Here is a 17195-nt window from a genome sequence, read left to right as displayed (position 1 = left end):
GGACCTTCTGGTGGACCTCCAGGACCTACTGGACCTACCGGATTGCCAGGAACTGTTGGACCTCCGGGGCCTACTGGACCTACCGGACTTACAGTATCCGGGTTATCTCATTATGCTTATGTTTTCAATACAGCAGCTCAAGTTGTTGCCTTAGAAGCACCTATTCTTTTTAATTCACATGGTAGAATGACATCTGGTTTTACTCATACGCTGGGAACTTCTCAATTAATGGTTCTTAATGCAGGAGATTATAAAATTTCTTTTTCTGTATCAGGAGTTGAGCCTAATCAATTCACACTTTTTTTAAATGGTGCTCCGGTTACCAGCGCAGTTTATGGATCAGGTGCAGGGACTCAACCAAACAACGGCCAAACAATCCTCGCTTTAGCTGCAGGTGATATTATTACCCTTAATAATCATACTTCCGCTGCTGCGGTTACTTTGCAGACTTTAGCAGGTGGAACACAAACAAATATAAATGCTTCGATTGTAATTGAAAAATTAAATTAATTTAATCATTTATTTCTTGAAACTCTGGCAGTAAATAACCTAGAGTGGATTCTTTTTTAACAAGCAGTTAGCTTTTGCTAGCTGCTCTTTTAATTAAAATAACGATTTTGTTATAAAAATTCACCTATCTAAAAAACATACATACAATATCTTGGGTATCCTTTTTCAACATTAGTTTTGGTCAGAGCGCCTTCCTCTCAAGGCGCTCTTTAATTTTCTAATAAGGATTTTGTTTAATTTCCATTAACCTTTTTGATCCTTTTGAATACATTATTATTGCAAGGAATTCCATAGAGTACTCTCGTCCAGTCACCTTGAATTTCTTGCAGACCTTGTGTGAAGAATCCGTTTATAACAAACGGGTTCTTTTATTTTGAGTTATAAAATAACTATTTTGTTAAATTTCATAAATACAATCGCTTGTCCATTTCACTTTGTTTGATTTCTACATTTACTATTAGTAATACGAATTTTTTAGAGGTGAAAATATAATGGACGAATTTTTATCTTCCGCTGCAGTAAACCCTAGTTCGATTGGACCAACACTTCCCCCCATCCCACCATTCCGATTTCCGACTGGTGCTACCGGACCGACTGGGCCAACTGGGCCGACTGGACCGACTGGACCGACTGGGCCGACTGGGCCGACTGGACCGACCCTATTTTTCACTCCCCTTACACCAGAACCTGATTCTATAGATCTTCCACCAAATACAAATAACATTCTAATTATGGAGGTCTTTGTCCCTATAGAAAATAAAGGTGACAAAGTCCTATTAAACGCGACAATCGGTACAGAACTTCTTGTTCAAATAGGAGTAGATGAAAGTACATCCTTTAATGTGGATGCCATTACGTATCAGTTATTTCGTAATGATGTATTGCTAGCAGATACACTTGTATCCGGAAAATACGAAGTAGGCGCTAATATAGATATGATATACTCTTTTAACTCCACATTTACATGGGTAGATCATCCAACAGACCCAATATTACCAGTAGATCCGGTTCATTATCGTATTGTAGCGAATATAGGGAATATTAGTGAAACTATAACATCTGCTCAAGTCAGAAATCGTGGGTTTTCTGCTGTAAGATATCCCCCTGATCCAATTTAATTAACAGTAGGAGTTACACACTCCACTAAGAAAATGTAAATACAAAATTTTCTACGTTTAATCAATTGAGAAGCTAGCTTTTGTTAGCTGTTCTTTTTTATAAAATAACGCTTTTGTTCAAAATTAATAAATATTGTTTTTATAGTTTCCGACTGCTTTGAGTACCTTATTTGTTACCTTTTGATCAGAATAGAATTTCATATCTTTATATTGTCTTGAATTCTGATTGTCTGGCTCATCTGATTGACAGCCCTCATGATTTAACAAATGTTGAAATCTTTCTTCTTTGCACCATTTCAGCCCGCCAAACGATATCCATTCACTATCAGCAACCGTTACTTGTTCAACATCAGTAAGTTTTCCTTCTTGTTTTAATAACCATAAGTATTCATCAAACTGCATTTCCCAAGGTTTATATGAATTACCGAACATCATTACATGTCCTTTTTCGAATTGAACCCGCACGATTTTATCCTTTTGTTTTCTAGCCATCGCTCATTCCCCTTTTTCTACAAAATTCAAATTTTATTAAAGTAACTGTGTTTTCCGTTCTTCCATACGAATTACTTTTCCACTTTGATATACAAATGATTGTTCGCCAAATCCACCTTGAGGTGGTTCTATTAGTTGGACCTGACCATTTTTAACAACATATATTCCGTTTATTTTCAAATCTATTTCAGCTGTCATTTCTACAAGATTTTCTTTTCGAATTGCCACCAAGATCACTCCCATATGTTATAATTACTTTGTCGAAGTAAGTTGAGAGTGATCTCAGCTTTTTTTATTTGTCTATAGATATTGGACAACATTTTCTGGAACAAATGATTGTTCAAGTGATAGATGGAGCCGTATTGGAATCGGCTTTTTTTCATCCCGTGCTCGCTTACACATTTCTTCTGCTTCTTCCCAATCAAACTTTTTATCCTCCACTCGCTTATAACGCCAAATCCCAATTGTATAATCCTCAAATAATTCGTAACGTTCATCAGGCGCTGTCGTTGGTTTTAATTCATCAATCGCTTTGGCTTGACGTGGTATTTGCACAATCACATCTGCATACCGTAATTTTGAATTCATTCGGTGAATATGAGCTTTCCTAGGATCAAAAGATACAACTGATTCCACGTCAAAAATTGTTAATTGCTTCGGCATTGTTTTTCCCCTCCAATACCTGCAAGCTTGCAATTAAGATTCCTTCAAGCTGCGTTAACGTTAGTTGATCTAATGTTTGTCCGTTAATTTCAGCTAATCCTAATCCCAATAGTTTACGAATGATTACTAGTTTTCTACGTTCTACTTCCTGACGTAACAACATAATCAAGCCTCCTGTTGTTGAATGAACTTTCTCTCTAAATTTACAAACTTACTAAATTCTTTAATGAATGCTAGTTCTACAACACCAACTGGGCCATTCCTCTGTTTCGCTAAAATAATTTCCGCTATATTTTTATTTTCTGTCTCGCGGTCATAGTAATCTTCACGGTATAAGAATGCTATTAAATCTGCATCTTGCTCAATTTGACCATTCTCACGTAAATCTGATAGCAAAGGTCTCTTATCTTGCCTACTTTCTACAGCACGACTTAACTGTGATAATGCAACTACACATATATTTAATTCTCTGGCCATCAGTTTTAACTTACGGCTAATCTCACCAATCTCTTGCATGCGGTTCCCTCTATGCTTTGAATCTCCCACAATAAGCTGCAAATAATCAATTGCGATTAACACCTTTTTATCAGGGTACTTACGTTTTAGTTTCCTAGCCTTTGCGTAAATCTCTTGCATTGTTACATTTGCTTTATCGTAAATTTCTAATGGCAAATCATTAATTAATCCCATAGCTTGACTAATCTTTTCCCAATCCTTTAAATTACATAGCTTCTTAGGATTTTTTAATTTCGTAGCATCTATATTTCCGGTACTTGAAATCATACGTTTAAGCAACTGCTCTTCTCCCATCTCTAGTGAAAAGATTCCTGTTGCTGTATGGGCACTTGCTGCATGAAAAGCGACGTTTAATACAAATGCTGTTTTCCCCATTGAAGGCCGGGCACCAACAATAATTAAATCGCCTTCTTGTAATCCTGCTGTCATTCTGTTCAAGTCGTCATAACCAGTTGGTATACCGGTTAAATCTCCTACATCGATTTGCATGTTCTTATACAAATCAACTAGGGTTTCCTTTAAATTAAATTCATCTGAATAACCTGTTTCCTCAATGGCGCTTAACTCATCAATCGAAGTACTAATAGCGCTCATATCTCTTTCTTGCTGAAGACGATTATATAAATTACCAGCAACCTCTTGAGCATGTCTCATTTTCCAAGCTTCGATAATTAAACCTTCGTGATACGAAAAGTTTTTCGTCGTTGGAACAACTTCAGTTAAGTTTACAAAGAACGCAATACCACCAATTTGATTCATAAAACTGTCTTCAAATTTCCCCATGAGAGCAACAAGATCTATCGGAACCTCGGCATCCTCTAATTCTCTCATCGTCTTAAAAATCACTTGGTGCGTAGGTGAAGAAAACTGTTTTACCTTTAGCTGACAATCTTTAATTAAATCACCTTCTTGGATAATGCTACCTAAAACACTTTGTTCAGCTTCTACGTTACGAATCATATCGTTGCTCATTGTGCCAACCACGCATTCTGTTGGTTAAGTACTGCAAGTTCTTCTTCTGTTGCAATGTTCTGCTCCCATGCTTGTTGCTGCTGTATTACGTTTTTAGTAGCTTCCGATAAGCCTTTTTGTTGATAAGGTGCTTGTGTCTGTTGCTGTGCTTTTGTTAATCGCTGAGTACGAAATGCTTTATCAGCTGCCTCAACGTCCATTATTGTTTTCAATCCCTTAAGATGCCAATCTCTTAAAATTGTATTTACGTAATTCATGTTTCTTGTATTTTTCTCTAAAGCGATTTCCATAGCTTTTACAACAAGCTCTGCATTTAAATCATCTACCCATGCATGAATACCATCTGCAATAAAAGGTGTAATCAGTCCGAAGTTTTGTTCGTAAAAAGAAATCGGATTAACCTCAACAACTTCTTCCGCGCCTGCGCGTTTTTCTTGTTGTTGTTCTTTTTCTTCTTCTTTTTCTTTTTCTTCTTCCTTGCTAGGGTCTTGGAAGCCCCTTATAAGCCCCTCCAAACGGACTGATAAATACTCCTTAATACGAGGGATTTTGAAATCTTGTTCACGCTCTAATTGCAAACATGTTTCATAGAAATCAACTAAGAAATCCTGGTCCTTCACAGATTGAATCTCTTTTAAGACGCACTTTTCAATGTTTACATTTTTAATTGGATTAAATTTTAACCAGTTTATTAAGAACAGCTCTTTTGTTTTTTGGTTGTAATTAATTTTTCCGTACTCAGCAAAACGCTCTAATAGCTTCATAACCGTTTCACGATTGTATCCTGTATCAGTTTCAATAATACGAAGTGGAAGCTCATAGATTCCTGATTGAGACGTCTTACTGTTTGTCATCAAATATAAGTAGAAATACTTCTCCTCCGGTGTAAGATCTAAAACAAATGAATCCTGCCAAAATGAAACGTGTACTGGTCTATAAACTGCCATATTATTCATCCTCCCGTTTACATATCGCGAATCCGTCCTCTACACGTAATAAGCGATAATTCTTGTATCCTGTTTTGAGATATTGTTTTACTAAGTAAATTAGGTGTTGCTCTGATGTTGCTTGTTGAAACACTTTAGAATTCAACAACACTCTATGTAATGACTTGTCTAAAAGCATGCAACACACCCCATTGTTATACGAATGCTAATTTGATATAATTAATCCTAAGATCTTTTTGCAAGGCCATTTATCTATCACTCTGCCAAGTGATAGCTTTTTTATTTTCTACGTGTCACTAATGAGGCGTTAACTCCTCTTGTTCTTAAATCCTTAATCACTACACGATAGCTCATCGAAGCCTCATGTTCTTCTTTTGTATCACGAAGCATTTTAAATTCTTTCATACATCGCTCCATTTCTTCTTCCCAGCGATTTGATTCTTCAGTTGATTCTGCATTAAACATGTTATGAACACATGCAACCATACAGTTATGAAGTTTATCCGCAAACGAAAAGTCTCCCGGAAGAACTAGATCATGAAGACAATCGTATTTATCGTTCATGAATTACATCTCCTTTCTGGTCATAACGACAAGCACATTACTTTTCTATTTTTTATAAAAATATTAAAAATCTATTATTTTGGTACACTTTAAATTTAATGGTAGAAACTACAAGTTCATTAATTCACCCAAAAAATTAATATAATGATATAATTATCTTGTAAAATATATTGTCAGCTACTGTTGTCTAGGCGGTAGCTTTTTCTTTTGCCCATTTATGTTTCAAAATAAATGACGCTTCAATAATTTTGATTCGAATCCCCAACAATTTCTTCTCTTGTTTTAACTCAACTGATTTTGAATCCTCATTAAGTAATTCTGCTATTTTAATTTCACCATTTAGCTTTGCATCATAGCGTATTAGTTCCTTATATTCTCTTAAACTTGGTTTCTTATAATCTACTGTCATTTTTCTTCCTCCTTTACAGCACCTTTGTTAAAGTCATTAAGCTATCCACCGATTGAATAATAACGTTCTCCGCCATAGCCTTTTGCAACCAACTTCTTTGTATTTGTTCCATAATGCCAAAGTGTACTTGTTCAAGAGCTTGTACTACACATTGCGTAGCTTGGATTGTATCGAAGATTTCTTTTGCATGAACTGTGTATTCATGTTTCTTCTTTTCATCCACCTTCCATGACCTGGTTGCAACTTGTAAGTTCATAATTTCCTTCGCTGCCGCAATCCCCTCTTCAGCTTGCTTTATGTAGTTCATCAATTGTAGATTTACATCTTGAGTTAAACGTGGATCTGTAGGCGGTAATCCAACACCATAAATATGTTTAATCGCTTGTTGATTTAACTTTGCTCCTGTTGCATGGCACCAATCCATCGCAAGCTCAAATTCTGGTTTAGAAAGTCCAGATTCAATACGTGTTAATCGTTCATGTGTAATACCAAGGTACTTAGATAACCCTTTCTTCGTTTTCAGCTGAACATTATCACAACATTCTCTAGCATTCTGTAATAATTTCCCTATTGCTGAATTGCAGTATATGCTTGTTCCCATATCTGTTCGCCTCCATATTTAGTTTTCAAATGGTTACAATGTATTTAGTACATATGTAACTTGTCTATTTTTCATGTAAAAAGAGAGGAACTATTCCTCAATGTTTTCTTTCACTTGTATTTCTTTGATGATGGCCCAACCAGCCTTATAATATGCTTGACGGATTTTATCAATATCCTTTTGTGATTTTGGCTCAGGAGCCACAACATGAACTTTCGTTTTTCCAAATTCATAAGTCGCCGCATATTCTTCTTGTTGGCTCATGGTGTCACCTCTTGAAGTGCTTTTTATATGTTTATGCGACGATTCTGTTGGTACTGCCATGTTAGTTGATGGCATTTTCTCACCCTCTTTCATGAATCAGATCTTTTTTTATTAATGTACCAATACTTAAATCTTTATCACCTCAAAACTTTGCAAACTGAATAGCGAGTAGGTAAAAAAATATCTTCTTTTCTCTTCCCGTATAGCTTGGCTATTTGATCAGCTCTCTCTGTACTAATTTGCCGCTGTCCATTTTCAATTTGTGATAGATAACCGCCTGAAATACCCAAATTCCTTGCAGCTTCTTCAATACTGATCCCTAATTCTATACGGATTTCTTTTGGACCACCCATTTCATTATCACCGCCTTAAACTTTGCATTTTGTGTTGTTACCAAAAATATACTACGCATATCGCAAAGTGTCAACGCGTTTTGCAAAGTTTTTACCAATTCATTTCAATTTTTGCACTTTGCAAAGTATAATTAAACTTAGAAGATGAATAGGAGGATTCCTATGATTGGAGAGAACTTACGCAAATTAAGAAAAAAAAATAACCTAACTATGAAAGAGTTAGGTCAGAAATTAAATCTTGCTGAATCGACAATATCAGGTTATGAAAATGGGAACAGAAAACCTGATTATGATACTTTAAATAAGTTTGCAGATTTCTTTGAGGTTTCAACTGACTATCTTTTAGGTAGAAATGTTACTCAAAAAGACATTGATACCTATAACCCCCTATTAGACCCTGAGCTAGGCATATGGTTCAAAGATATTAAAGATGCTTCTCCTGAAAAACAGGAAGAACTTAAACTATTTTGGGATTTTATTAAAGATAAAGAAAAAAATCGTAAAATTGGGGATAAACAGCGTTAATTGAATAGGGTATATAGTAAATGCGTATTTTTTGCGCAATTCATTGACTATAGTTAATGAATTTCAAATTAAGTTGTAATAAATAATTTACAACTTAATTTGCAATTCTACTTCTAAATTCATCATCTATATAAATACATCAATTTATTTTCTTTTTAATCTAGTAACCCCTACGCTTATTGCGTTTTTTTATTTGCATTATCATGGTTAATAATCCCTGAACTACATAATTTTAGTTTTCTATTTATTATTCTATCTATAATCTATTTCTCTGATTAATTTTTTGTAAATTCTTAATATAAAATCATTACACTTTACCAAAAGAAAGGATGAAATAAATGAGCATTTTTCAAACGACAAAACCATTAATTCAAGGGAATCCCAATCTTTATTCACCACAAATCGATGCTTATCAAGCAGCTATTTCACATTATGAAGAGTTCTCAGATTTCAAATATAGGGAAAGCTTAATTGTAATGCCTACTGGCTCTGGAAAAACTGGTGTTATGGCGATGCTACCTTTTGGATTAAGTAACGGACGAGTTTTAATTATCACTCCTGGGAAAATTGTCCGAAAAACCGTATTTAAAGAATTTGACTCAATTACAAATCCAGAAGATACATTTTGGTATAAAAGAAAAGTTATTCTTGATAGAAGTAAATTCCCAAAAAGTTACTTATATCAAGGGTTTAACAGTAAAGATGAAGAAGCTAAACAACAAACCCTAAGAAAATTAAACCTTTCAGATATTGTAATTACCAATATCCATAAGATTATTGGTAGTAGTGAAGACGTTAATTTAAAAGAGTTAGTAGATTCTAATTTTTTTGACATGATTATTATCGACGAAGCACATCATGCTGCAGCTGATATGTGGCAAAAAACTTTAGATTATTTTAACGCATCAAAAATTATTAAACTAACTGCTACACCCTTCCGTAGTGATAATTTAAAAATCTCTACTCATGAATATGATCCAATTTTTGAATATACTTTAGCTGAAGCGATTGAAGATGGTTTACTAAAAAATGTTGTAAAAGCCGAAGGAATACCTGGGAAATTAAACTTTCATGATCCGAAAAGTGGTCAGAATTACTCATTAGAAGAAGCTAAAAGAAAACTAGGAAATGACTGGGTTAATAGAACAATTGCAATGGATGAAGCATGCTCTAAACAAGTAATTAATCACACAAAAGAGATTTTAGAGCTAAAAAGAAAAAGCTATCCAAAACATCAAGTTTTAGCAATTACATGTAATGATGAACACGCTCAATTAGTTACAAATTGGTTTGAAGATTGTGGCCTTTCATGCACTTATGTAAGTAGTAGATTATCTCCAGAACAAATAGAAATTCGCTTAAATGATTTTGCAAATGGCCAATATGACGTTATGGTGAGTATCCAAATGTTAGGCGAAGGCTACGATAATCCTAATATTTCTATAGTGTCTATTTTCAGACCATTTAAAACACTTTCTCCTTACGCACAAGCTATAGGTCGTGGCTTAAGAAGAATTCATGGACAAGAACACAATACTGTAAATAATTTCTGTAATGTCGTGTATCATCAGGAACTTGGACTTGAAAAACTGTGGTATTACTACAAATCACAAGAAGAATATGGTAAAAAATTTAAAAAACAAGTTGAAGAAATTTCACAACAATTATCTTTTGCCTTTGATGAAATAGGTTTTATAGAAAAAGAACCAGTACTCGGAAAAATTCATTCGGCTGATTTAGACCCAAATCCTATTACTGTCCAAATTGGATCGGTAAGTTCATATTCATCTAACGGATTAGGTGCACAAGATTCATTTACAACAAATGGATATGAACAATTTAAACATGCTACCTATAATTTGATTATTGAAGAACAGCAACTACTACAAGAAAAAATTGAGAAAATAAATGATATGGAACGTGAGGGTTTAATTGATAAAGATCAAGCAAATCTTCTTATTCAAAATCTAGAATCAACAACTCAAGAACAACATAATAGATCATTTGATGAATACCAAAAATTAATATTATCCGAAACAATTCGTAAAGATTTTACAACATGGATGCACTCAAAATTGGATTCTTTTTTCAGAACATCCGTTCTAGAAAAAGAAGGATTTGAGCTACACGAGAAAGAAAATAGTATTGATAATGACCGTATAAATAATATAGGATATATTGTAAGAAACTTTAAACAAGGATTATATAGTACAACAAAAAAACATTTCAGCTCATATTTACCTGAAGATTTTGCAGTTGCAAAAAAACGTTTCTTAGAAAAATTAGACTACTACTTTAGCCAATACGGTCAAAAATAGTACTAGGAGGAATCCGAAATGATACAATGTAATACAGAAAGGAGCCTTATTTATCAAGGTATGTACTATCTTGATTTAATAGCTAGCAATATCAAAAAAGGTGGAAAACTACTCGATGTATCTTATCAAACAGGTACAAACGGGTACCTGACTGTTAATATCACAACTAGTTATGTTGAGGGTTTAACCAAAACCGTTGAAGAACTAATTTATAAAGATGATTTACTTATCACTTGGAAACTAATAACTTCCTATGATGTTTACACCATCTTTTCTCGAAAAACCTTAAATGAGTATCTTACAAAATTAAACACACATGAGTTATGTGTCTCTTAAACAAAATTCAATTTGTTTAAATATCAAAAAAAGAAAAGTCTGGAAAAGACTTTTCTTTTTTTGATATAATTAGAACTTACGTTCGTATTTTATCTATGGAGTGATATAATATGCATAAAACAAAGCCTTACTACACAACACAAATTGAAGATTCCATCAAAAAATTATATCAATCAGTTTCTATTTTTTTACCTGAAGAGATAGATATGGTAAGGATTTCCGAAAAATTAAATGTTTGGTTACATTTTGCGCCTTTCGGAAGTCGTGCTATATACAGAAATGATTTACCAAGTATTATTATTGATAGTCGAAAATCATTTCACCATCAATGGGAAGATTTTGGACATGAACTTTGTCATATTCTATTTCATGCAGGTAATCAACTACATATACCGAAAACTTTTATAGATTACCAAGAAGCAAAAGCACAAAATTTCATGTTGCAATTTTGTGTACCAACTTTTATGTTAAGAAAAATAGATTTCCCTAGCACAAGAATGGAAGCAATTTACCTGATTGCAAAGACCTTTAATGTATCATTTGAAATCGCACATAAACGCTTGTTACATTATGAAAATCAATTATTAGCTAGCCATTTACAAAAAGGATTTTCTAGCGCATGTCTAACTACACCCTAAATTTATTTAATCCCCTTTTACTTACATAACAATATAGAGGTTCTCGAAAAGCAGTTGATAACAATTAAAGGAATAGAAACTCTACTATCAGGAAATTTTTCCAGTAATTATTTACGTCTTTCTATAAATTACAATTCGTATAATTTTATAAATGAGGAGGTTTCTATATTATGAAAACTGCTATCTACCTAAGAAAATCCCGTGCTGATCTCGAAGCCGAAGCACGCGGCGAAGGTGAAACGTTAGCAAAACATCGAACTACCCTGCTGAAAATTGCCAAGGAAATGAACTTAAATGTTTTATCTGTCCGTGAGGAAATCGTTTCTGGTGAGAGCTTAGTGAAACGTCCTGAGATGTTAGCACTGCTTGAAGAAATTGAAGATAATAAATACGATGTTGTCCTTTGTATGGATATGGACCGTTTAGGTCGTGGTGGCATGAAAGAACAAGGAATCATTTTAGAGACGTTTAAACGCTCGAATACAAAGATTATGACCCCTAGGAAGACTTATGACCTTAATGATGAGTGGGACGAAGAATACAGCGAATTTGAAGCATTTATGGCACGTAAAGAATTAAAGATCATTACACGTCGTATGCAACGCGGCCGTATAGCAAGCGTGGAGTCTGGTAATTACCTCGGTACCCATGCCCCTTATGGTTATGATATCCACCGTTTAAATAAGCGAGAGCGTACGTTAACGATTAATTCAGAAGAAGCTTCTGTCGTCAGAATGATATTTGATTGGTACGCAAACAAGGATATGGGCGCTAGCGCAATCAGAAATAAGTTAAATGATTTTGGTTACAAAAGTAAATTAGGTAATGAATGGAACCCTTATAGCATCTTGGATATATTAAAAAACAATGTGTACATCGGAAAGGTAACTTGGCAAAAACGAAAAGAAGTAAAACGTCCTGACGCTGTGAAACGTAGCTGTGCAAGACAAGATAAATCAGATTGGATTATTGCCAATGGAAAACATGAGCCTATCATACCCGAAAGCTTGTTTGAACAAGTGCAAGAAAAATTAAACTCAAGATATCACATTCCCTACAATACGAACGGAATAAAGAATCCATTGGCCGGTATTATTAAATGCGCTAAATGTGGTTACAGTATGGTACAACGTTATCCAAAGAACCGAAAAGAAACGATGGATTGTAAACACCGTGGCTGTGAAAACAAATCAAGCTATACTGAATTAATCGAGAAGCGTTTACTTGAGGCTTTAAAAGAATGGTATATCAATTATAAAGCTGATTTTGAAAAACATAAGCAAGATGACAAGTTAAAAGAAACACAAGTTATTCAAATGAATGAAGCTGCGTTACGTAAGCTTGAAAAAGAATTAGTGGATGTCCAAAAACAAAAAAGTAATTTACATGATTTATTAGAACGTGGCGTTTACACAGTCGATATGTTTTTAGAACGCTCGAATGTAGTTTCTGATCGTATTACTGAAATTACTTCCACGATGGAAAACTTAAAAAAAGAAATTAAAACAGAAATTAAGAAGGAAAAAGTGAAGAAAGATACAATACCTCAAGTAGAGCATGTTCTTGATCTATACTTTAAAACAGATGATCCCAAAAAGAAAAACAGCCTCCTAAAGTCGGTTTTAGAAAAGGCTGTTTATAAGAAGGAAAAGTGGCAAAGACTCGATGATTTCGAACTTGTGCTTTACCCTAAGCTCCCTCAAGATGGCGACATATAAACGTTTATGCTTTGTCGTCACCTTGTTGGTGTAATTAGATTTACCCCGTTTAATCCTAAAGCATCATTCGTCGAAACCGCCAATACGACAGGCTTACCATTTCTCAGCGTCGCTTTTGCTGCCATTAATACTGGAGAATCTGTCATTGCATTTGCAAATTTACTCATCGAATTTCCTGTTAGTGGTGCAATTACCATACAGTCTAATGGAATTTTAGGTCCTAGCGGTTCTGCGCCAACGATTGAATTAATTGCTTTAAATCCTGTTGTTTCTTCAATCTTTTTAATCCACTCTGCTCCCTCACCAAATCTCGTATTTGTTGATTGAACAGTGTAAGAAACAACGGGACGTACTTCTGCTCCCTCAGCAATTAATTTCTCTAAATGAGGCATCACTTCTTCATACGTACAATGTGAACCTGTAAAACCAAATCCAATTCTTTTCCCTTTTAAATTCATTCCCCATTCTCCTTTCTTGCTATTACGTCTTCTGCTAATAACTGAGAAAGAACGTTCGCTAAAATTTGTCCTGCTGTTTTCGGAGCAACAATCCCTGGCAATCCAGGTGCTAATAGCGCTTTAACTCCTCTTTTTTCTGCGTATCTAAAGTCGGTACCACCTGGTTTAGAAGCTAAATCAATTACTAACGTATGAGCTGGCATTTTTGAAATAACATTCGCTGTCACAACGAGATGTGGAATTGTGTTAATCACAATATCCATATTTCCTACTTCTTTCTCAATGTTTTGCATATGAAAAGGAGAAAACATCATCTCTGTAATACGTGCAATATGTTCCGATCGTCTTGCTCCAACTTTGACGTGGGCTCCTAATGATTGAAATGCTCTGGCAACACTCATCCCTGTTCTACCAAATCCTAAAACCATTACATTGGACCCATGAATTGTATAGTCGGTATGTTGAATTACCATCATTAATGTGCCTTCTACAGTCGGAATAGAATTGTAGATTGCCACATCATCACGATCAAATAATTTAACAAGTTTTCGGTTTGTAGTAGATACGAGATTTTCCAAGTAAGGCGTACCAATACCTGAATATATAGTAAAGTGTTCTGGTGTATTTTCAATTTGTTCTTTCGTTATAGAAACTTTTTCATTTGAAAAAATAGTATCTACTTCTCCTTTGGCATTTGTACCTGCAACTGGCAAAATGATTGCATCTACAGAAGTAAAATCTAAATTTTGTATACTTTCTTTTGCTGCCCCTGTGAAGCCATGATCCAACTGATCAAACCCTATCAATGAAAGTTTCGCATCCAATTCAACTAGTTTACGAATTACTTCTAGCTGCCTTGCATCTCCTCCTATGACAGCAATATGCATCTCAGTCAACATTCCCTAATTCACCTTCTTTTTCTGTCATTTATAAGAAAAGTGCCTACTTTTTCTTTTTCCTCCACATCATATGTAATGTACGAGTTTGAGGTGATTGAAAAACAAAAAGCACATATGATTTATCAGCTTTATATATACAAAAAAAAGACGGCCGAAATGGCCATCTTTCACTCCGAATTTGAATGGTCAGATATATCACAAAGTATCATGTCATGCCCCACTTTCTTAATATCTCTCCATTCCACCCTTACCTCTTGTTGTCCTTTTTTAAAACCTCCCCATTTTGTAACAGGTATGATAAGCGCTTGTATTTGTCCATCGCTCTCATTAATTTCTAAATCTAGATGCCCTAAAATCCCCATTTTTTCCGCTCTTTCTAAATCTACAATTTCTTTACCATTTAATTCACTTAATCGCATACACTCTCCCCCTACCGAATTTTCAATTTAAGTTATCCATTATTAGTACCTATTCTGTATGTCTAAAAAAAATAACCGTATCTCATTTAAAAGAGATACGGTTATTTTCGAGTACATCACAAAAATCAATTATAGTTTTATTCCTTTTGGAAGTTTTCCATCTGGACTAATAAGTGCAGCAGAGAATTCATCCGTAAACATATTGCGGATTAACTCATCTACATTTTGTTTTGTTACAGTGTTTACACTTTCAATAATCTCATCAAGTGAACGATGCTTACGAAGCAGCAATTCATTTTTACCGTTACGGCTCATACGACTATTCGTACTTTCTAAACTTAACATTAAGTTTCCTTTTAATTGCTCTTTACTATTCATAAGCTCTTTTTCTGTAATACCTGTATTTTTCAATGTTTCTAGTGTTTCTTGCATCGTTTCATACAGTGTATCTAATTGTTGGCTACCTGTTCCACCGTACAGTGTTAACATACCTGTATCTTCATAAGAAGAGTGGTAAGAAAATACCGAGTAAGCTAACCCACGTTGCTCACGTACTTCTTGGAATAAACGGCTACTCATACTACCGCCTAAAACGTTATTTAATACGATTAAGTTATAAATATCTTCGTGTCCCATTTGTAAGCCTTTATATCCTAAACATAAATGAGCTTGTTCTGTTTCTTTTTTACGTGCTACCTTATTAAAATGGAAAATTGGGCTATGTACTTGTTCACGGTTTGTTGTTCCTTCATAACTACCGAAATATTGCTCTACTGTTTGTAAAAATGCTTCATCAATATTTCCTGCAACTGAAACAACTACATTTTCAGGTGTATAATGATCTTTTATATATTGACGTAGTGTATCACCTGTAAACGTATCAAGCGTTTCTTCTGTTCCTAAAATAGGATATCCAAGCGGATGCGTTTCATATGTCGCTTTCGTTAACATATCATGCACAATATCATCTGGAGCGTCTTCGTACATTTTAATTTCTTCACATACGACATTCTTCTCTTTTTTCAGTTCTTCCTCATCAAATGTTGAATTAAAGAACATATCTGCTAAAACATCTAAAGCATATTTAGCATGCTCATCTAACACTTTTGCATAGTAACATGTATATTCTTTTGAAGTAAAAGCATTTACTTGCCCACCAATGCTATCAAATGATTCCGCAATTTCGCGCGCACTACGTGTTTCCGTCCCTTTAAAGAACATATGCTCTAAAAAGTGGGAAATCCCGTTATTTTTTTCATTTTCATTTCTTGATCCTGCATGGATCCAAATACCAATCGCAACCGATCTTACAGTTGGTATGTTCTCCATAACTATTCTTACACCATTTTTACAAGTATATTTTTTAATCAAAAACTTTCCTCCTACTACCAGTTTCTCTAAATTAACGCTATTATTTAATGATAACAAGTTTAAGGATGAATGTCATGCAAATGTATTTAATCCACACGTTTTTCATCCAGTAATTCTGTTATATTCCCCACTCTATATCCTTGTTCCTTCAATTTTGTAATCATTGTATCTAATGCTTCTGCTGTAGATGAAGTAGGATGCATTAATACAATGGCACCTGAATGTATTTTTCTCATTACTCTCTGCAATAATACGTCTGGCTCTGGTCGCTTCCAATCAATTGTATCTACTGTCCACATAATCGTTCCCATTTGGAAATCATCTGCAATTTGTACGACTTCATCTCGAAAACTTCCACTAGGCGGGGCAAACCATCTTACTTTTTGATTGGTGGCTGCTTCTATCATTCGATTTGTTTTTTGTAACTGTTCTCGTATTTCATCAGACGATAATGTTTTCATATTAGGATGTGTGTAAGAGTGATTTCCAACTTCTTGATTTGCATCGACAATCATTTTTGCAAATCGTAAATTTTCTTTCACCCAACGTCCTTCCAAAAAGAAAGTTGCCTTCACATCATGTTTTTTCAATATCTCTAATATACGAGGCAAATACTCATTTCCCCATGCCACATTTATTGTTAATCCAACCATCTTTTTATTTGGATGTCCCCTGTAAATTGGGGCTGGTGATAAATCTGCTAAATGGACACTCGGTGATACTTCCTTGAATTCAAGATGTTTTTGATCAAATTTCTTTAGCTTCTTCATATTGTTATAGGATGCTTCAATATCGACTTGTCTTCCATTATATCCAGGTGTTGCTTTCCATATCTTATCAATGATCGCATTTTGAGGTGCAATCTCATATTGTTTTGCATGTTTTTGAATTTCTTCATACAAGTTATCCTGTGCAAAAACGGAATAAGAGCCTAAACTGACATATAAAAAAAATACACATATGTATGCCAATATACGAACTTTCATATAAACCCTCCCATTAACTAAATAAAAAATATTTTTCTTCTTATCTTTGTTAATTTGAGCGTTATAATGAAAACTATACCTATACTGACATAAAAATATGTGTACATCATGTTTTTTA

The 17195-nt window shown here is 34.4% G+C and carries 22 protein-coding genes and 1 pseudogene; 7 read left to right on the top strand and 16 right to left on the bottom strand.

Annotated elements, in window-relative coordinates; genetic code table 11:
- A partial coding sequence (locus JDS98_RS18335) for a BclA C-terminal domain-containing protein (protein WP_472926319.1) occupies nucleotides 1-510 on the top strand: 510 nt, incomplete at its 5' end.
- A gap of 491 nt (nucleotides 511-1001) precedes the next feature.
- Nucleotides 1002-1628 carry an exosporium leader peptide-containing protein gene (locus JDS98_RS18330; protein WP_199634187.1) on the top strand — a complete coding sequence of 209 codons (627 nt, stop codon included), beginning with the start codon at nucleotides 1002-1004 and terminating at the stop codon, nucleotides 1626-1628.
- Nucleotides 1629-1751: 123 nt separating this feature from the next.
- On the opposite strand, the gene JDS98_RS18325 is transcribed toward JDS98_RS18330, so the two are convergent.
- The 11 genes from JDS98_RS18325 to JDS98_RS18275 form a co-directional block, all read right to left on the bottom strand.
- Entirely contained in the window at nucleotides 1752-2120 is a 369-nt protein-coding gene (locus tag JDS98_RS18325) for a spore protein H (RefSeq protein WP_199634186.1), read from the bottom strand.
- A 36-nt stretch (nucleotides 2121-2156) separates the two neighbouring features.
- A complete protein-coding gene (locus tag JDS98_RS18320) occupies nucleotides 2157-2348 on the bottom strand; it encodes a DUF3954 domain-containing protein (RefSeq protein ID WP_374191406.1) in 192 nt (63 codons plus the stop codon).
- A gap of 72 nt (nucleotides 2349-2420) precedes the next feature.
- A complete protein-coding gene (locus JDS98_RS18315; RefSeq protein ID WP_199634184.1) occupies nucleotides 2421-2783 on the bottom strand; it encodes a cell division protein SepF in 363 nt (120 codons plus the stop codon).
- Nucleotides 2758-2946, bottom strand: coding sequence for a hypothetical protein (locus JDS98_RS18310; protein WP_199634183.1), 189 nt, complete (start codon nucleotides 2944-2946; stop codon nucleotides 2758-2760). The genes JDS98_RS18315 and JDS98_RS18310 overlap by 26 nt, the downstream gene beginning before the upstream one ends.
- Nucleotides 2947-2948: 2 nt before the next feature.
- On the bottom strand, nucleotides 2949-4271 hold the full coding sequence (dnaB, locus tag JDS98_RS18305; protein ID WP_199634182.1) for a replicative DNA helicase: 1323 nt from the start codon (nucleotides 4269-4271) through the stop codon (nucleotides 2949-2951).
- Nucleotides 4268-5218, bottom strand: a complete 951-nt coding sequence (locus JDS98_RS18300; protein WP_199634181.1) for a DnaD domain-containing protein — start codon at nucleotides 5216-5218, stop codon at nucleotides 4268-4270. The genes dnaB and JDS98_RS18300 overlap by 4 nt, the downstream gene beginning before the upstream one ends.
- A 279-nt stretch (nucleotides 5219-5497) precedes the next feature.
- On the bottom strand, nucleotides 5498-5782 hold the full coding sequence (locus JDS98_RS18295; protein ID WP_199634180.1) for a hypothetical protein: 285 nt from the start codon (nucleotides 5780-5782) through the stop codon (nucleotides 5498-5500).
- Nucleotides 5783-5969: 187 nt separating this feature from the next.
- Nucleotides 5970-6191, bottom strand: coding sequence for an RNA polymerase subunit sigma (locus tag JDS98_RS18290; RefSeq protein ID WP_098297074.1), 222 nt, complete (start codon nucleotides 6189-6191; stop codon nucleotides 5970-5972).
- A 13-nt stretch (nucleotides 6192-6204) separates the two neighbouring features.
- On the bottom strand, nucleotides 6205-6792 hold the full coding sequence (locus tag JDS98_RS18285; protein WP_199634179.1) for a sporulation sigma factor-processing peptidase: 588 nt from the start codon (nucleotides 6790-6792) through the stop codon (nucleotides 6205-6207).
- 90 nt (nucleotides 6793-6882) lie between these two features.
- Nucleotides 6883-7131 (bottom strand): hypothetical protein, encoded by a 249-nt coding sequence (locus tag JDS98_RS18280; protein WP_088608183.1) that lies wholly within the window; start codon nucleotides 7129-7131, stop codon nucleotides 6883-6885.
- A gap of 62 nt (nucleotides 7132-7193) precedes the next feature.
- A complete protein-coding gene (locus JDS98_RS18275; protein WP_097920329.1) occupies nucleotides 7194-7409 on the bottom strand; it encodes a helix-turn-helix transcriptional regulator in 216 nt (71 codons plus the stop codon).
- A gap of 162 nt (nucleotides 7410-7571) precedes the next feature.
- Here JDS98_RS18275 and JDS98_RS18270 point away from each other — a divergent pair, with 162 nt between their 5' ends.
- The 5 genes from JDS98_RS18270 (at nucleotide 7572) to JDS98_RS18250 (ending at nucleotide 12944) form a co-directional block, all read left to right on the top strand.
- Nucleotides 7572-7934: a helix-turn-helix domain-containing protein gene (locus JDS98_RS18270; protein WP_097872869.1), complete on the top strand. Its 363-nt coding sequence runs from the start codon at nucleotides 7572-7574 to the stop codon at nucleotides 7932-7934.
- Nucleotides 7935-8272: 338 nt separating this feature from the next.
- On the top strand, nucleotides 8273-10252 hold the full coding sequence (locus JDS98_RS18265; protein WP_199634178.1) for a DEAD/DEAH box helicase: 1980 nt from the start codon (nucleotides 8273-8275) through the stop codon (nucleotides 10250-10252).
- A gap of 18 nt (nucleotides 10253-10270) precedes the next feature.
- The gene (locus tag JDS98_RS18260) at nucleotides 10271-10588 is read left to right on the top strand and encodes a hypothetical protein (protein WP_199634177.1); all 318 of its coding nucleotides are present in this window, start codon (nucleotides 10271-10273) and stop codon (nucleotides 10586-10588) included.
- Nucleotides 10589-10698: 110 nt separating this feature from the next.
- Nucleotides 10699-11226, top strand: a complete 528-nt coding sequence (locus JDS98_RS18255) for an ImmA/IrrE family metallo-endopeptidase (protein WP_199634176.1) — start codon at nucleotides 10699-10701, stop codon at nucleotides 11224-11226.
- A gap of 170 nt (nucleotides 11227-11396) precedes the next feature.
- Nucleotides 11397-12944 (top strand): recombinase family protein, encoded by a 1548-nt coding sequence (locus JDS98_RS18250; RefSeq protein ID WP_199634175.1) that lies wholly within the window; start codon nucleotides 11397-11399, stop codon nucleotides 12942-12944.
- Nucleotides 12945-12976: 32 nt separating this feature from the next.
- On the opposite strand, the pseudogene dpaB reads toward JDS98_RS18250, so the two are convergent.
- The 5 genes and pseudogenes from dpaB to JDS98_RS18225 form a co-directional block, all read right to left on the bottom strand.
- A pseudogene (dpaB, locus tag JDS98_RS18245) lies at nucleotides 12977-13402 on the bottom strand (dipicolinate synthase subunit B); the annotation flags it as partial.
- Nucleotides 13399-14301 carry a dipicolinic acid synthetase subunit A gene (gene dpaA, locus JDS98_RS18240; protein ID WP_000954741.1) on the bottom strand — a complete coding sequence of 301 codons (903 nt, stop codon included), beginning with the start codon at nucleotides 14299-14301 and terminating at the stop codon, nucleotides 13399-13401. The pseudogene dpaB and the gene dpaA, both read right to left, overlap by 4 nt.
- Nucleotides 14302-14468: 167 nt before the next feature.
- Nucleotides 14469-14720 (bottom strand): YlmC/YmxH family sporulation protein, encoded by a 252-nt coding sequence (locus JDS98_RS18235; RefSeq protein WP_199631497.1) that lies wholly within the window; start codon nucleotides 14718-14720, stop codon nucleotides 14469-14471.
- A gap of 129 nt (nucleotides 14721-14849) precedes the next feature.
- Nucleotides 14850-16091 (bottom strand): M16 family metallopeptidase, encoded by a 1242-nt coding sequence (locus JDS98_RS18230; RefSeq protein WP_000592990.1) that lies wholly within the window; start codon nucleotides 16089-16091, stop codon nucleotides 14850-14852.
- An 86-nt stretch (nucleotides 16092-16177) separates the two neighbouring features.
- Nucleotides 16178-17077 carry a polysaccharide deacetylase family protein gene (locus tag JDS98_RS18225; RefSeq protein WP_000868234.1) on the bottom strand — a complete coding sequence of 300 codons (900 nt, stop codon included), beginning with the start codon at nucleotides 17075-17077 and terminating at the stop codon, nucleotides 16178-16180.
- Between the last annotated feature and the right edge of the window lie 118 nt (nucleotides 17078-17195).

The organism is Bacillus cereus group sp. N11 (assembly GCF_016483605.1).
GTDB lineage: Bacteria > Bacillota > Bacilli > Bacillales > Bacillaceae_G > Bacillus_A > Bacillus_A toyonensis.
The sequence above is the reverse complement of the archived record's forward strand: the minus strand, read 5'-3'. Positions and strand labels throughout refer to the sequence as shown.

Excerpts from the sequence above, each read along its gene's own strand:
- JDS98_RS18235 (WP_199631497.1), bottom strand. The coding sequence starts at position 14,720 with ATGCGATTAAGTGAATTAAATGGTAAAGAAATTGTAGATTTAGAAAGA.
- JDS98_RS18255 (WP_199634176.1), top strand. The coding sequence starts at position 10,699 with ATGCATAAAACAAAGCCTTACTACACAACACAAATTGAAGATTCCATC.
- JDS98_RS18300 (WP_199634181.1), bottom strand. The coding sequence starts at position 5,218 with ATGGCAGTTTATAGACCAGTACACGTTTCATTTTGGCAGGATTCATTT.
- JDS98_RS18270 (WP_097872869.1), top strand. The coding sequence starts at position 7,572 with ATGATTGGAGAGAACTTACGCAAATTAAGAAAAAAAAATAACCTAACT.
- JDS98_RS18250 (WP_199634175.1), top strand. The coding sequence starts at position 11,397 with ATGAAAACTGCTATCTACCTAAGAAAATCCCGTGCTGATCTCGAAGCC.
- JDS98_RS18295 (WP_199634180.1), bottom strand. The coding sequence starts at position 5,782 with ATGAACGATAAATACGATTGTCTTCATGATCTAGTTCTTCCGGGAGAC.
- JDS98_RS18315 (WP_199634184.1), bottom strand. The coding sequence starts at position 2,783 with ATGCCGAAGCAATTAACAATTTTTGACGTGGAATCAGTTGTATCTTTT.
- JDS98_RS18280 (WP_088608183.1), bottom strand. The coding sequence starts at position 7,131 with ATGCCATCAACTAACATGGCAGTACCAACAGAATCGTCGCATAAACAT.
- JDS98_RS18290 (WP_098297074.1), bottom strand. The coding sequence starts at position 6,191 with ATGACAGTAGATTATAAGAAACCAAGTTTAAGAGAATATAAGGAACTA.
- JDS98_RS18265 (WP_199634178.1), top strand. The coding sequence starts at position 8,273 with ATGAGCATTTTTCAAACGACAAAACCATTAATTCAAGGGAATCCCAAT.
- JDS98_RS18330 (WP_199634187.1), top strand. The coding sequence starts at position 1,002 with ATGGACGAATTTTTATCTTCCGCTGCAGTAAACCCTAGTTCGATTGGA.
- dnaB (WP_199634182.1), bottom strand. The coding sequence starts at position 4,271 with ATGAGCAACGATATGATTCGTAACGTAGAAGCTGAACAAAGTGTTTTA.
- dpaA (WP_000954741.1), bottom strand. The coding sequence starts at position 14,301 with ATGTTGACTGAGATGCATATTGCTGTCATAGGAGGAGATGCAAGGCAG.
- JDS98_RS18225 (WP_000868234.1), bottom strand. The coding sequence starts at position 17,077 with ATGAAAGTTCGTATATTGGCATACATATGTGTATTTTTTTTATATGTC.
- JDS98_RS18310 (WP_199634183.1), bottom strand. The coding sequence starts at position 2,946 with ATGTTGTTACGTCAGGAAGTAGAACGTAGAAAACTAGTAATCATTCGT.
- JDS98_RS18260 (WP_199634177.1), top strand. The coding sequence starts at position 10,271 with ATGATACAATGTAATACAGAAAGGAGCCTTATTTATCAAGGTATGTAC.
- JDS98_RS18285 (WP_199634179.1), bottom strand. The coding sequence starts at position 6,792 with ATGGGAACAAGCATATACTGCAATTCAGCAATAGGGAAATTATTACAG.
- JDS98_RS18275 (WP_097920329.1), bottom strand. The coding sequence starts at position 7,409 with ATGGGTGGTCCAAAAGAAATCCGTATAGAATTAGGGATCAGTATTGAA.
- JDS98_RS18325 (WP_199634186.1), bottom strand. The coding sequence starts at position 2,120 with ATGGCTAGAAAACAAAAGGATAAAATCGTGCGGGTTCAATTCGAAAAA.